General features: G+C 73.0%; 12 protein-coding genes and 1 pseudogene. 6 read left to right on the top strand and 7 right to left on the bottom strand.

The features are described from left to right. Positions 1 to 17: 17 nt before the first annotated feature. The 4 genes from ACFYYT_RS23665 to ACFYYT_RS23680 all read left to right on the top strand — a co-directional run bounded on the left by ACFYYT_RS23665 (position 18) and on the right by ACFYYT_RS23680 (position 5,018). Positions 18 to 2,171 carry a HEAT repeat domain-containing protein gene (locus ACFYYT_RS23665; protein WP_351829699.1) on the top strand — a complete coding sequence of 718 codons (2,154 nt, stop codon included), beginning with the start codon at positions 18 to 20 and terminating at the stop codon, positions 2,169 to 2,171. Between the two features lie 395 nt (positions 2,172 to 2,566). Beyond that, complete coding sequence (locus ACFYYT_RS23670) at positions 2,567 to 3,565, top strand: DUF4158 domain-containing protein (protein ID WP_351829702.1); 999 nt, start codon at positions 2,567 to 2,569, stop codon at positions 3,563 to 3,565. Continuing rightward, entirely contained in the window at positions 3,517 to 4,287 is a 771-nt protein-coding gene (locus ACFYYT_RS23675; protein ID WP_351829705.1) for a hypothetical protein, read from the top strand. The genes ACFYYT_RS23670 and ACFYYT_RS23675 overlap by 49 nt, the downstream gene beginning before the upstream one ends. 20 nt (positions 4,288 to 4,307) lie before the next feature. After that, complete coding sequence (locus ACFYYT_RS23680; RefSeq protein ID WP_351829708.1) at positions 4,308 to 5,018, top strand: Tn3 family transposase; 711 nt, start codon at positions 4,308 to 4,310, stop codon at positions 5,016 to 5,018. A gap of 260 nt (positions 5,019 to 5,278) precedes the next feature. Here ACFYYT_RS23680 and ACFYYT_RS23685 read toward each other — a convergent pair whose 3' ends face one another. The 5 genes from ACFYYT_RS23685 to ACFYYT_RS23705 all read right to left on the bottom strand — a co-directional run bounded on the left by ACFYYT_RS23685 (position 5,279) and on the right by ACFYYT_RS23705 (position 9,301). Next, positions 5,279 to 5,479 carry a hypothetical protein gene (locus tag ACFYYT_RS23685; RefSeq protein ID WP_351829711.1) on the bottom strand — a complete coding sequence of 67 codons (201 nt, stop codon included), beginning with the start codon at positions 5,477 to 5,479 and terminating at the stop codon, positions 5,279 to 5,281. Continuing rightward, on the bottom strand, positions 5,463 to 6,335 hold the full coding sequence (locus ACFYYT_RS23690) for an alpha/beta hydrolase (RefSeq protein WP_351829713.1): 873 nt from the start codon (positions 6,333 to 6,335) through the stop codon (positions 5,463 to 5,465). Before ACFYYT_RS23690 ends, ACFYYT_RS23685 begins: the two co-directional genes overlap by 17 nt. Further along, the gene (locus tag ACFYYT_RS23695; protein WP_351829715.1) at positions 6,328 to 7,353 is read right to left on the bottom strand and encodes an NADP-dependent oxidoreductase; all 1,026 of its coding nucleotides are present in this window, start codon (positions 7,351 to 7,353) and stop codon (positions 6,328 to 6,330) included. The genes ACFYYT_RS23690 and ACFYYT_RS23695 overlap by 8 nt, the downstream gene beginning before the upstream one ends. A gap of 140 nt (positions 7,354 to 7,493) precedes the next feature. Further along, a complete protein-coding gene (locus ACFYYT_RS23700; protein ID WP_351829717.1) occupies positions 7,494 to 8,549 on the bottom strand; it encodes an aldo/keto reductase in 1,056 nt (351 codons plus the stop codon). Between the two features lie 59 nt (positions 8,550 to 8,608). After that, on the bottom strand, positions 8,609 to 9,301 hold the full coding sequence (locus tag ACFYYT_RS23705) for an SDR family oxidoreductase (protein ID WP_351829719.1): 693 nt from the start codon (positions 9,299 to 9,301) through the stop codon (positions 8,609 to 8,611). Positions 9,302 to 9,415: 114 nt separating this feature from the next. Here ACFYYT_RS23705 and ACFYYT_RS23710 point away from each other — a divergent pair, with 114 nt between their 5' ends. After that, the gene (locus tag ACFYYT_RS23710; protein ID WP_351829722.1) at positions 9,416 to 9,976 is read left to right on the top strand and encodes a TetR/AcrR family transcriptional regulator; all 561 of its coding nucleotides are present in this window, start codon (positions 9,416 to 9,418) and stop codon (positions 9,974 to 9,976) included. 172 nt (positions 9,977 to 10,148) lie between these two features. After that, a pseudogene (locus tag ACFYYT_RS23715) lies at positions 10,149 to 11,108 on the top strand (P1 family peptidase). A gap of 20 nt (positions 11,109 to 11,128) precedes the next feature. On the opposite strand, the gene pip reads toward ACFYYT_RS23715, so the two are convergent. Both pip and ACFYYT_RS23725 read right to left on the bottom strand, forming a co-directional pair. Next, positions 11,129 to 12,082, bottom strand: a complete 954-nt coding sequence (gene pip / locus ACFYYT_RS23720; protein ID WP_351829724.1) for a prolyl aminopeptidase — start codon at positions 12,080 to 12,082, stop codon at positions 11,129 to 11,131. Between the two features lie 151 nt (positions 12,083 to 12,233). Next, positions 12,234 to 14,039 (bottom strand): putative Ig domain-containing protein, encoded by a 1,806-nt coding sequence (locus ACFYYT_RS23725; protein WP_388609147.1) that lies wholly within the window; start codon positions 14,037 to 14,039, stop codon positions 12,234 to 12,236. Positions 14,040 to 14,111: the final 72 nt, after the last annotated feature.

Raw genomic sequence — 14,111 nt, forward strand, 5'->3', positions numbered from 1 at the left:
CAGGCACCATGCACCGCATGGATCTCGCACACCCGCTCGACGGCCTGGACGACCGCCCGTGGCTCTCCTCCTCCCACGCCTACGGCAGCGCCGAGGACGTCCCCGGCCTGCTGCGGGCGCTGACCGGCACCGACGCGGACGCGGCGGGCGAGGCGCTGTCCGAGCTGTACGGGTGCGTCCTCCATCAGGGAACGGTCTACGCCGCCAGTGCCGAGGCGGCCCCGTTCCTCGCCAGGATCGCGGCGGCCGGCCACCACACGTCCGACGTCCTGGGCCTGCTCGGGGGCATGGCCGAGAGCGAGGACGAGTACGGCACGGCACCGGGCGCGGTACGGGAGGCCGTGGCGGAACAGCTGCCGCTGCTCCTGCCGTTGCTGCGGGCACCGGAGCCGGCCGTCCGCCGGACCGCCGCCTGGGCGCTCTCCCACACCCGCGCGGCCGAGACCGTACTGCCCGCGCTGCGCGCGCGATGGACCCGGGAAGCCGAGCCCGGCGCCCGCGCGGAGGTCCTGGCCGGCCTGGCCCGGCTCGACCCGCAGGGCGCCTCGGCGGCGGCCGCCGGCGTCCTGGAGCCGTCCCAGCCCGCCGAGGTGCGCCTGGCCGCCGTCTTCGCCCGCCTCGACGCGGGCGCCCCGTGGACCGGGGCCGTACACACGACGATGCTGTCCCTGCTCCCCGCCGACGCGCTGCGCTCCGACCTCGACCTCGAACGCGGCGAACCGCTCGCCGCCGTCATGGCGGCACTTCTGGGCCGGGACCACCGGTCGGCGCGCGAGGCGGCGTTCGCCCTGGTCGAAGCGGCCCTGCGCGACGACCGGGCCGAGGTGCGCGCCGAAGGCCTCTGGGCGGCCGACCGCGCGTGCACGCTCTCCCGCAGCGCCCCGGCGCGGCTGGTGCGGAGCCTGGCCGCGGCGGCGGCCGTCGACGAGCAGGCGCTGGTCGGCGCGGCGTCCCTGCTCGGCCGGCTGGGCAGCGTCGCGGCGCCGGCCGCGGACGCCCTCGCCGGGCTCGCCCGCCGCAATCCGGACCGGGACGACGACCACGCGGACCGGGCCCTGGCCGCGCTCGTCCTCGTAGCGCCCGCCCGGGCCGTCCCGCTCCTGGCGGCCGGTCTCGGGCGGCGCCCGCGGGCCCTCGACGCCGCCGCCGGATTCCGCAGCTCCGCGGAATCCCCCTTCCCGTACGATCCCGGCCTGCTCGACGCGGTGCGGGAGCGCCTTTCCCGGCCCGAGGCCCTGACCGGCAACGAACCGTGGCAGCTGGTGAACCTGCTGGCCGGCTGGGGGGCCGACGCGGGGCCGGCGCTGCCCGTGCTGTGCGCGGCGCTCCCGCACTTCCCCGGCCCGGCCGCCCCGGTCATCGCCGCCCTCGCCGCCGGCCGTGCCCCGTCCGACCGCTCCCGGGCCGTCGCCGCGCTGCGTGCGGCGGCCGAGCGGGGAGTCCTGCCCGCGGCGAAGGGCCTCTACGACCTCGTCGGCGACGCCGTGCCCCTGCTGCACTGCCTCGAACGGGAACTCCGGCGCGGCGGCCACGACCTGAGAGCGGCCGTCGCCGCCGCTGCCGCGCTCGGACACCGGGGAGCGGCGCTGGCGCCGGCCCTGCGCGAGGCGCTCGGCGGCCCCGACGGCGACAGCACGCCGCCCCCACCGGACACCGCGACGGCGCTCGCCGAGGCCCTGTGGCGCGTCACGGGACGGGCGGACGAGGCGGTCGCCGTACTGGACTCCGTCTTCGCCCGCACCGCGGACGATCCCTGGTCCCGGTGGCCGGTGGTACGGGCGGCCCGTACGGCGGCGCTCCTCGGTCCGGCGGGACGGCCGCTCGTCGCCCGCCTGGAAGCCGCCCTGGACGATCCGGTGCAGGCGGCGGCCGCCGTGCTGGCCCTCACGGCCGTGGCGGAACCCGCCGCACCGGACCGCCCCGCGCTCGTCGGGGCCGCCTTGCGGTCGGCCGAGGCGGACGCCGACCCGACGGGTGCCTGCGACGCCCTGGAAGCCCTCGGCGCCACCGCCGTGACCGGTGACCACCTGCGCCGGCTCGCCGCCCTGGCCGACGGCGACGCCCGTGTGATCCGCTCGGGCGTCGAAGACCGCGTCATCGGCCAGGACGAAGCCCTCCGCGTCCGCGTCCGGGCCCTCCTCCCCGCCCCTCCGGGCGGCGATCCGGCCTGACGGCGGTCGCCTCCTCGGGCGGTGCCCAAGTACCGCTGACGGGAGGGCTGTTCGGCTCCGGTCGCCCGGTGGTATGCCATGGCCCATGGAAGCCAACGAGCCTGCGGGACGCGTCGACGCGATCACGGACGTACGCGGATTGAAGGTGGGGCACGCTCAGTTGACGGGGAGCGGTGCGCTCACGGGCACCACCGGGGGTCCAGCCAAGGTGAGCTCAAAAGGGGCAGTGGGATGATCTTGAAGGGGTGAGCGCCAGGGTTTTGGGCCTACCACCGAGGGCTTGGCCTTTTCCTGGGCTCCGCTGTTTCGCTCTTCTTCCGGGTGCTGCCGCCGCGATGATCACGCGCGGGCGCATGTGGTGCGTCTGGTTGGGCTGAACGTCGGGTGGGGTGGGGATGACTTCGATCGAGAGGACCGCGTATCCGCGGTTCAAGCGGCTGATAACCGCGCGCGAGCTGCACGTGTTCTTCACTCCCGGTGAGGAGGAGCGGGTCTGGGCCGAGGAGGTCACGGATTCCGACGAGCACCGGCTCGCCCTGCTGCTGGCGCTGAAGTCCTACCAGCGGATGGGTTGCTTCCCGAAGGCGCACGACGTTCCGGACCAGGTGGTGGAGTTCGTGCGCCGGGCGGCGGAGCTCCCGGAGGTCACCCTGCCGGTATGCGGCTCGGAACGGACGGCCAAGAGTCAGCGGAGCATGGTCCGCCAGCGGTGCCAGGTTCGCTACGACGGCCCGGCGGCCCGCGCTCTGGCCGGGGAGACGATGCGGGTCGAGGCGGCGTCGAAGAACAATCCGGCGGATGTGATCAACATCGCGCTGGAGAAGCTGGTCGAGGCCGGGCTGGAGTTCCCGCGGTTCTCCACGCTGGAGGCGATGGCGTCTACGGTGCGGGGCCAGGTCAACGAGGAGATCCTGGCGGGGATCCGGGGCCGGATGGCCGGGGAGGAGCGGGGCCGGCTGCTGGGGCTGGCGGATGTGATCGGGCTGGACGGCAAGACGCTGTTCAACGCGCTCAAGCAGAATCCGGGCCGGGCGACGTGGTCGCACTTCAAGCGGCTCAAGGGCCATGTGGAGCGGGTGGACGGGCTCGGTGATCCGGGGAAGTGGCTTGAGGGGGTCGCGTCGGCGAAGGTCGCGGACTTCGCGGGCGAGGCGGAGGCCCAGGACGCGGGGACGCTGAAGGACTACACCGAGGACAGGCGGGTGGCGCTGATCGCGTGTCTGGCGGCCAAGGCCCGTATGCGCGCCCGGGACGATGTGGCCACGATGTTCTGCAAGCGGATGGCGGCGAAGGCGAAGAAGGCCCGCGAGGAGCTGGCCGAGATCCACCGCCAGCAGCCCAGCGGGTGGGCGGGAGAGTCTCGCCGGCGTTCCTGCTGCTGGCCGAGGGGCTGATGGTCCAGTCGAACGGCCTGGGCTCGCTGCTGTCGGCGGTGGACGGGCTCGGCGGGTTCGAGGCCCAGTACGCGCAGATCGAGAAGGTCTCCGCCCACCACGGCGACAACTGGGAAGTGCTGCTGCACGGGCACCTGAAGGCCGACCGTCCGGTGATGTTCGACCTGACCGACGTCATCGAGTTGAAGGCCACCAGCGAGGACACCGCCGTCCTGGACGCCCTGCTGCACGCCAAAGCCCACCGCACCCCGGCCCGTGACTACATCCCCGACCGTGACGCGGACGGGAACAAGGTCGACGTCTCCTTCGCGACGCAGAACTGGCAGAAGGTCATCCGGGACCGCCGCCGGCCCGGGTACTTCGTACGCCGCCACTTCGAGGCCATGGTCTTCTACTACCTCGCCGACGAACTGCGTACCGGGGATGTGGCGGTGATCGGGTCGGAGGAGTACGCCAACTGGTCCGAGCTGCTGCTGCCCTGGGAGCAGGTGGAGGCAAAGCTGCCCGAGTACCTGGTAGAGGTCGGCATGCTCAAGCCGGGCGAGACCGCGGTGTTCGACGGCCGCGCACTGGTGGCCCTGCTGCACAGGCGCTTGACCGCAGCGGCGGCCGCGGCGGACGGGGAGTACCCGGCCAACGGCGAGCTGTTCATCGACCCGGACACCGGGGTGCCCAAGCTCAATGCGCGTTCGGGCCGGCCTCCGGCAACGACCCGAAACTGAAGGACCCCTTCGGCCGGTATGTGATCACCACGTTCGTCAAGGGCACGAACATGACCTTCGCCGAGGCCGCCCGCCACATCGCCAATGTCAGCGCGCACGAGCTGTCGGTGGCCGCCCGCCGGCACGCGACCACCGCCAAGCTGAACGAGGCGCTCACCGACGTGGTGAACGCGCACGCCAAGCTGGACATGTCCCGCGCCTGGGGCAACGGCACCACCGCCGCGGCCGACGGCACCCATATGGACACCTACCTCGACAACCTCCTCGCCGAGACCTCGGTACGGTACGGGGCAGTGGGTGGCATCGCATACCACCACATCTCGGACCTGTATATCGCGCTGTTCACGCACTTCGTGCCGTGCGGGGTGTGGGAGGCGGTCTACATCATCGAGGGCCTGCTGAAGAACGCTTCCGAGGTGCAGCCGGGCACGATCCACGCCGACACGCAAGGCCAGAGCTATCCGGTGTTCGCGCTCGCGGACCTGCTCGGCATTGATCTGATGCCCAGGATCCACAACTGGAAGGACTGCCTGTTCTTCCGCCCGTCCCGGAGCGCCGTCTACGAGCACATCGACGCCCTGTTCGGCGAAGCGGGGCGCAACGTGATCGGCTGGGACCTGATCGATACCCACTTCAAGGACCTGATGCGGGTCACGGTCTCGGTCCGCGAGGGCACGATCTCCTCGACGCTGCTGCTCAAGCGGCTGCGATACGGAGGACGCCGAGGCTGACCGGGGCAGGGCCGGATACGGCGCCATGGCTTGTCGTACAGGCCGCCGCAGGTCCGGCACAAGGCGGTGTAGACCGCGGCGGCCGGGGCCATGTGCTCGCAGGGTCGCCTACCGCGTCCCAGGTCGTCACCAGCCGCCTCTCCTGGCTCCAACGCCGCAGGAGGTCGTTGATCTGGCCGAGCCGTTTGCTGCTGTCGGGTGGCTTCGTAGGTGACAACCGACTCCAGCCGAAGGCGAGACCTGACTCCATCACCTTCGGCTTAAGGCTGGGCGTAGAAGCTGGTCCATTCCTGGGCCGTCGCCTCGAAGCGCTCTATCTCGTTGGCGTCCTCGCCAGCCGGGCGGGCGGTCACGTAGACGAGGGTGCCGCCGTCGTACAGGCCCACCCCGGCCCGGCGGGGGGCGAGGTCGGCCGGGCCGAGGGTGCGTGCGGAGGAGCCGATGTCAGCTGTCGGTGTCAAGGTGGGATCGCACGGCGTTGATGAACTCGTCGACGTGTTGGAAGACGCCGCCGTGCCCGGCCCCTGGGTAGATGATCAGCGTGCTGCCGGGAATGCGGGCGTGCATGTCGTGGGACAGCTCAGTGGGGACCATGCGGTCGTGGTCGCCGTTGGCGATGAGCGTCGGGGCGCCGATGCGGGAGAGGTCCTGCGGCTCAGCCCGGCCCCAGCCCCGGATAGTGGTGATCTGGCGGTGAAAGGACGACAGTTTAATGGGGGTGTCACGGTCCATGACGCGCTCGCGCAGGCGCGCGAGGTAGGCCTTGGCTGCCGCCTTGCCCGCTGGGGTGCGGGGAAAGAACAGGAACTCCTTGGCGTCGGTGCGGGCCATCGCGGCACGGGCCATGTCCCAGTAGACGTAGGCTCCTCCGGTCGGACGGTCGATTCCGGCTCCCCCGGCGGGGCCGGTTCCGGCCAGGACGAGGCGGCGCACGAGTCCCGGCGCATCGAGGGCCACCTGCTGGGCGACGAAGCCACCGAGCGAGAATCCGAGCAGGTCCATCTGGGTCAGGCCGAGGGCGGCCACGAACCCCTCCGCCGCACGCGCCATCGCGGCGACGGTGCCTGGGACGCGGCCGGTGGATCCGCCGACCCCGGGGAGGTCGAGCGCGACGATGCGGCGGTCGCGGGCGAGCGCGTCGACAAATCGGGGATCCCACTCGTCGAGCGTGGCACCCAGGTGAGTGAGCAGGACCAGCGGGACGCCGTTCTCGGGGCCGAGGTCGCGGTAGACGAGCGTGTCCGACCCTACGACGATGCGGCGGTTGGGCGCCGTGGCCCACGTGGTCGGGCGGGGACGGACGTTGGACTCAGCCACGGTTGGTCACCGCCTTCGGGTCGGTGGTGACCAGGACCTTGCCGCGTGTGCCGCCGGCGAGCGCCTCGTCGAGAGCCCGCGGGGTCTGGCCGAAGGGGAGCACGCGGTCGATGACCGGGCGCAGCACCCCGTCGTCGACCAGCCCGGCGACCTGACGCAGCGCGGCGCTGTCGGGTGTGATGAACAGGAAGCGGTAGGTGACCCCGAGCGCGCGTGCCCGGCGGCGGGTGCGGGCACTCAGGGCCCGGATGGCGAGTCGGACGATGGGGTTGACGCCGACGCGCCGCGCGAAGGCCGGGTCGGGCGGGCCCGTGATGCCGATGACGGTGCCGCCTGGGCGCACAACGCCGAGGGAAGCCTGCAGGGTGGCTCCGCCCTGGGTGTCGAGGACGAGGTCGACGGGCGTGCCGGCGAGGCTCTGTGCGAGGTCGTCGTGGCGGTAGTCGATGACGATGTCGGCGCCAAGCTCTCGTGCGGCTGCGATGTTCGCCGTCGAGACGGTGGTGGCGACGGTGCAGCCCAGGTGCTTGGCGAGCTGGATCGCGACCGATCCCACGCCACCGGTCCCGCCGTGGATGAGGACGGTCTGGCCCTTCTTCACCTTGCCCATCTCGACGAGGGCCTGCCAGGCCGTGAGCGCGACGACTGGAAGTCCCGCGGCCTCGACCAGGCTCACCGACCGGGGCACGGGTGCCATCGTGGCGGCGTCGACCGCGACGAACTCGGAGAAGGTGCCCGTGGCCGCCAAGTCGACATAGCCGTACACGTGGTCACCCACGGCGATGTCGCGTACCGCGGAGCCGGCCTCGATGACCTCGCCGGAGAGCTCACCGCCCATGACTTTGGGTAGCCGGAACGGGAAAATTGCCTTGAACTCGCCGGAACGGACCCGTTCGTCGGCATGGTTCACGCCCGACGCGACCATGCGCACGAGCACCTCATGGGGGGCGGGGACCGGTGCGGGCATCTCGACCTCCCGCAAGGGGGAACCGTACTTCTCGAGGACGAAGGCTTTCACGGAGCACTCCTGGCAAAGCGTTTCTGGGGGTCGGGTATCTCGGTGGCGCATCCCGGATGGCCGCCGTACTTCTTGAAATGGTTTGTGTAGTTTTTCTGGCTGCGGCGCGGGCGCGTTGCGGCCTGAGCCGCGTTCACTCATCAGGCCACTGGCACGATCGGGGTGGTGACGCGGTCGGCGGCGCCTCCTTGGAGGCGGTCCAGGGAGGCGGCGGTCCCCTCGTGGGGCGCGCCGAGCGGCACCGCGCTGACCTCGGTCAGGCGGGTGTACTGCGCGTCGGTCAGCTGGACGTCGAGGGCGCCGAGATAGCTGTCGAGCTGGGAGAGGTTGCGCGGGCCGATGATCGGGACGAGCGTGGCCACGGAACGGGCGGCGCGCTCGCGCACCCAGGCCACCGCCACCTGGGCGGGCGTCACGCCGGTCTCCTCGGAGATCGCCAGGACGGTGTCTACGACGGCGGTCTTCTGGCCGGTGCTCTCGGTGTGGATGACTGCACCCAGGTCGCTCAGGCGGCCCTCGGCAGAGGTGCGGTACTTGCCGGTGAGCAGTCCGCCGCCGAGCGGGGACCACAGGGCGGCGCCGAGTCCGAGGCTCTCGGCCATGGGCAGCAGCTCGCGGTCGGCGGTGCGTTCGACGAGGCTGTACTCGTGCTGGATGCCCACGATCGGGGCCCAGTTCTTCAGGTCCGCGAGAGTTACCGCGCGCGAGACGCGCCAGGCGGGGAAGTTGGACAGCGCGGCATGGTGGATCTTGCCGGCGCTCACCAGGTCGTCGAGTCCGCGCAGGAGTTCCTCCATCGGAGTGAGCTCGTCGGGGAAGTGCACCCACAGCAGGTCGATGTAGTCGGTGCCCAGGCGCTTCAGGCTGGCCTCGACCGAGGCGACCATGTTCTTGCGGCTGTTGCCGGTTTTGGATATGTCCGGCTGCGGGGCGGCGCCGAGGGCGAACTTCGTGGCCAGGACGAAGTGCTCGCGGTCGGCGGAGATCAGCTTTCCGGTCAGCTCCTCCGACTCGCCGAACTGGTAGCCGTCCGCGCTGTCGAGGAAGGTGCCGCCGGCCTCGGCGAACCGCTCGAAGATCCGGCGTGCCTCGTCCGGCTCGGCGCCTGCGCCCCAGCCCGTGCCGAAGTTCGCGGTGCCGAGCGCGTACTCGGAGACACGCAGTCCGGTTCGGTGTCCGAAGGTCGTGTAGCGCATGAGATGTCCTTGCATGAGGGGTGGGAGAAGGCGGTCGCGCCGGGGTGGAGGGGTGAGCGTCAGCCCGCGGTCGGCTGGGGTGCCGCGGACAGGTTCTGCTTGACGTACCGGCTGGTCTCGTCGGCGAGGATCTCGGGCAGGCCGGTCTCGATGCCGTCCAGGGCCTGGGCCGCGACGTCGGCGGCAGCGACCTTCTGATCGGCAGGCACGCCGGCGGCCATGTCAGTGTCCATGTAGCCGACGTGCAGCGCCGATACGGTGATCCCGCGCGGTGCCAGCTCCTCACGGGTCGCGTCGCTCAGCGCCCAGGCGGCGGCCTTGGAGGCCGCGTAGGAGCCGAGGCCGGCCGGGTGGAACCAGGACAGGGCGGACAGGACGTTGAGCACGGCACCGCCGCCGTTGCCCTCGATGACCGGGGCGAAGGCGCGGGTCGCGGCGAGCGGGCCGAAGAAGTTCGTCTCCATCTCCCGGCGCACCTCGTCGGTGTCGCCTCCGATCAGCGTCGCGCCGGTGGAGATACCGGCGTTGTTGATCAGCAGGGTCGCATCCGACGCGATGAGGGCGGCCTCCCGTATCGACGCCTCGTCCGTGACGTCCAGGCGCAGCGGGACGGCGCCCGGCACGTCGACCGTCTCAGGGCGTCGGGCCGCGCCGTACACCTTCGCGCCGCGCTCGACGAGCTGGGCGGCCAGGTGTCGCCCGAGCCCTCGGTTGGCGCCGGTGACGACCGCGACCGTGTTCTTCAGTTCCATGCTCGCTCCTGTCCTGGCGGGCGCCGCCGGCCACCCGCAAAAAATTAGATTACGATTCCAATCTAAACATGGGTCTACGATAGATGCCAGCCGACATCCAAATGGGAGGTGGTCATGGGCCGCGTATCGCAGGCGCAGGCGGAGGAAAATCGCAGGCGGGTGGTGGACACCGCATCCCGGCTGTTCCGGGAGCAGGGCACACAGGTCAGCGTCGCCGACCTGATGAAGGCGGCCGGTCTGACCCACGGCGGCTTCTACAAGCAGTTCGCCTCCAAGGAGGCGCTCGTCGACGAGGCCACCGCCCACGCCTTCGCCGAGCTCACCCAGCGCTACAGCGCCGGGCTGGAGCGGCACGAGGGGCAGCGTGAGGCCGCCCAGCAGGCGCTGATCGACGCCTACCTCTCCGTCGAGCACCGCGACGCCCCGGCGGACGGCTGCCCGGTCGCCGCCCTCGCCACCGACATCGCGCGCGAGGGCGGGGGGCGCGAGGCCCGTCGCGTCTACACCGAGGGGGTGGCCGACTTCGCCGACTTCCTCGCCACCGACGACCAGGACGGCATCGTCCGCCTCTGCACCCTGTTCGGAGCGCTGGTTCTGTCCCGGGCCACCAGCGGCTCCCCGCTCTCCGAGGAGATCCTCGCCGCCGCGCGCGCAGCCTTGACCGAAGCAGGCTGATCAAGGGCGCGGTGCGGGTGCACATCGACGGCACTGGGCGACGAGGCGCCCGTGGCCGGGCGGAGGCGGTGGGAGAAGGCCGCCGAGCCACTTCTAACCGAAGGCCTACCCCGCCAGGGCTTCAAGATCATCCCACTGCCCCTTTTGGGCTCACCTTGGCTGGACCCGCACCGTGGTGCTGGCGCCGGCCGGCGGGGTCGTGGCCGGGGTCGATGTCCGGGGCGGGGGGCCGGGGACGCACGAGACCGACGCCCTGGATCCGCGCAACCTCGTGCAGAAGGTGGAGGCCGTCGTCCTGACCGGCGGCAGCGCCTACGGTCTGGCCTAGGTGCACGGCGTCCTGAGCTGGCTGGAGGAACACGGGCGGGGCTTCTCCGTCGGCCCCGGGGCGGGACAGGTCGTCCCGGTCGTCCCCGCCGCCGCGCTCTTCGACCTCGGCCGCGGCGGGGACTTCGGTGCCCGGCCCGACGCGGCCCTGGGCCGGGCCGCCGTGGAGTCGGCGGCCCGTACGCCCGTACGGGCCCCGGTGGCCCAGGGGTCGGTGGGGGCGGGGACGGGCGCCGTCGCGGGCGGCATGCGCGGCGGCGTGGGCTCGGCCGGGACCCTGCTGGAGCCGGTTGTCACGGTGGGCGCGCTGGTCGTCGTCAACGCGGTGGGCTCCGTCGTGGACCCCCGGACCGGCGCCCTGTACGGCGAGTTCTACGGCGGCCGGCCGGCCGCCCACCCCGCGGCAGCGGTGCACCGGGCCGCCCGGGCCCGCCTGGACCGGGCCCGCGCGCGGACCCGTACGGGCGACCTGCTCAACACCACGCTGGCGGTGGTGGCCACGGACGCCGTGCTGTCCAAGGCCCAGGCCCAGGCGCAGAAGCCGGCGGGCTGCGCGCACGACGGACTCGCGCGGGCGATCCGGCCGGTGCACCTGATGAACGACGGCGACACCGTGTTCGCCCTCGCCACGGGGGAGCGGGAGATACCCGGCACGGCGGCCGTGAACGCGGTCCTCGCGGGCGCGGCGGACACGGTGACCCGGGCCGTCGTGAACGCGGTGCGGGCGGCGGAGGGCTTCGAGGGGCCCGGCGGCTCCTTCCCCGCCTACCGGGACCTGTACGGGACGCCGGGCCGGCCGGCCTGAGCCGGCTGGGCCGGCCGGGCCTACCGGAACCGGTCAATGGCCGCCAGTACGGCCTCCGTCGTGGCGTGACCCGACAGCCCGTGCCCCTCGTCGCCGATCAGCACGAGCTCCGCGTCCGGCCACACCTGCGCCAGCCGCCACGCGACGTCCGGGGGGCTGCTGATGTCCAGGCGCCCGTGTACCAGCACGCCGGGGACGCCGGTGAGCTTCCCGGCACCGCTCAGCAGCGCGCCGTCCTCCAGGAAGCCGGCGTGCCGCCAGTAGTGCGTCACGAGGCGGGCGAAGCGCATCCGGAAGCGCGGGTCCTCGAAACGGGGATCGGGCCTGTGCCCGCTGTGGGTGGACACGTGCACGTCTTCCCACCGGCACCACTCCCGGGCCGCCCGCTCCCGCACGGCCGGATCCGGGTCGGCGAGCATCCGGGCGTACGCCTCCACCAGGCTGCCGTCCCGCTCCCGCTCCGGCACGGCGTCGCGGAACCGGGCCCACTCCCCGGGGAAGACCCGCCCCATGTCCCGGGTGACCCAGTCCACTTCACGGCGGGTGGTGTGGGTGACGCTGAAGAGCACCAGCTCCGATACGCGTCCGGGATGCCGCACGGCGTAGGCCAGCGCGAGGGTCACCCCCCAGGAGCCGCCGGTGACGAGCCACTTGTCGATCCCGAGGTGCCGGCGCAGGAGCTCGACGTCGGCGATCAGGTGCGGGGTGGTGTTCGTGGCGAGCGAGGTCTGCGGATCCGCGGCGTCGGGCGTGCTCCGGCCGCACCCGCGCTGGTCGAAGAGCACGATGCGGTAGGCCGCCGGGTCGAACAGCCGGCGCCAGGACGGCCCCGCGCCGGAGCCCGGGCCGCCGTGCAGGACGAGGGCCGGCTTGCCCTCGGGGTTGCCGCAGGTCTCCCAGTACACGCGGTTGCCGTCGCCGACGTCGAGCATGCCGTGCGCGTAGGGCTCGATGGGCGGATGGAGCTCGGCCATGTGAGCGGGCCTCCCCTGTCTGACGGTCTGACGGTCTGACGGTGCCAAGGGCTGAACCGTATGAGGAACCGCCCCGGCCCGGCAGCCCCGGATCCGTCCGCCGTCGTCTCCGGCCCCCCGGACCGGAGACGACGGCGCCGCGTGCGGGGCGTCAGGACCAGACGGTGAAGGTGGTCGTGACCGTGGACTTCCTGCCCGAGGCGTCCGTGACGGTCAGCGTGGCGTTGCGGAAGCCCCAGGCCGTCGCCGTGCCCGAGACCACACCGGTCGACTTGTCGACAGTGAGCCCGACGGGCAGGCCGGTCGCGCCGAAGGCGTACGGCTTCGTCCCGCCCGTGGCCTGGAGCTGGAGACGGTACGGGCGGCCGATGTAGGCGCTCTGGCTGCCCGGGTCGCTCAGGGCCGGGCCGCTGCCGGTGCCGGGGAGGGTCACCGTCCAGCTGAAGGTGGTGCTGCCCCGCCGGCCGGCGGCGTCGGTGGCGGTGAGGGTGACGGAGGACGTTCCGGCGGTGGTGGGAGTGCCGGAGACGGTGCCGGTGGCCGACGCGACGGCCAGCCCGGCGGGCAGGCCCGTGGCGGTCCAGGTGTAGGGGGCGGTGCCGCCCTCGGCGGAGTTCTTCAGCTCCACGGGGGTTCCGGTGACGCCGCTCTGCGCGGAGACGGCGGCCACCGTCACGGCGTCCGGCTGCGGGGCGGAGGTCACCAGCGACGCCCCGAACCTGGTCAGGGCCTCGTTGACGGGCTGGAAGATGGTGAACTTTTCCCCGCTGCCGCCGGTGCAGGTGGCGCTGCCGCCGCCCGAGTGCAGTCCGACGGCCTTGCCGCCGGCCGCGGTGACGTAGCTGCCGCCCGAGTCGCCGCCCGCCGAGCAGGCGCTGGAGTAGGAGAGCCCGTCGATGACCACGGTGCCGTAGTCCACGCTCTGGTCGACCTTGGTGACCTCGCCGCACTGCAGGCCCGTGGTCTGCCCGGAGTGGCAGACGGCGGTGCCGACGACGGCCTCGGCGGAACCGGTGACGGTGACGTCGCCCTTGCCCCAGCCCGCGACCGTGGGGGCCAGGCTCCAGGCGGCCTGGTCCACGTCCACGATGCCCATGTCCCCCTCCCTGGCGTTGACGCTGCCCACGCCACCCCTGTTGGACGTGCCGACGCGGCTGCCGTCCTTGCCGTAGGCGGGCTGGTCCGCGTCGTTGGTGCAGTGACCGGCCGTCAGGAACGCCTTGCCGCCGCCCCCGGTGGTACGGGTGACGGGGAAGCCGATCGAACAGGGGCTCTCGCTGCCCGGTATCCACTTCTCCCCGCCGATGACGCTGCCGCCCTGCTGGCGGGGCACGTCCCGCGACTCGACGACCCGTACGAGGTCCGCGAGCGCGGCCAGGCGGGCGCGGAACGCGGTGGTCGCGGCGGTGGAGCGGCCCGGGTCGACGGTGACCTCGACCCCGTCGGCGCGGGCGTCCGGGCCCCAGGACACGACGCCGGGCACGCCGGAGGCCCAGCGGCCCACGGTGGCGGCCGTCTCCTCCAGCCGGGCGCGTGAGGAGCGGGCCTGGTGCGGGACCGCTCCGGCGGCGCGGACGGCGGCGGCCTCGGCGGAGCCGGCGGCGCCCGTGACGGCGACGTGCAGACGGCCGTCGGAGGCGTCGAACCAGAGCCCCGCGATCCGGTCGCCGACGGTGGCCCGTACGGCGGTCGCGGCGCGGGCGGCCTCGGTCTCCCGGTCGATCCGGTCACGGACCTGGGCGGCGGACAGGCCGAAATCGCGGCCCATCGCGTCCTGGACGTCCTGCGGCACCCGGGCCTGCGGCGCGGTGGCGGCGGCGGTGGCGGCGGCGGGGGCGGCGGCGGCCGGGGCGGACGGCGAGGGGCCGCCGGCCCGGGCGGCGGGCACGGCGAGCGTGGCGAGGGCCGCGAAGGCCACGAGGCCGGTCAGCGCCGGCCGGTTGACGGAACTGCGCATGGGGTGGGGGCCTTCCATGAAGGAGAGCGGACGGGTGACGGCGTGTCATCCGCGGTGCGTGCTGCGGCCCTT

This window comes from Streptomyces sp. NPDC002032, assembly GCF_042890765.1.
In the GTDB taxonomy this organism is placed as follows: Bacteria; Actinomycetota; Actinomycetes; order Streptomycetales; family Streptomycetaceae; genus Streptomyces.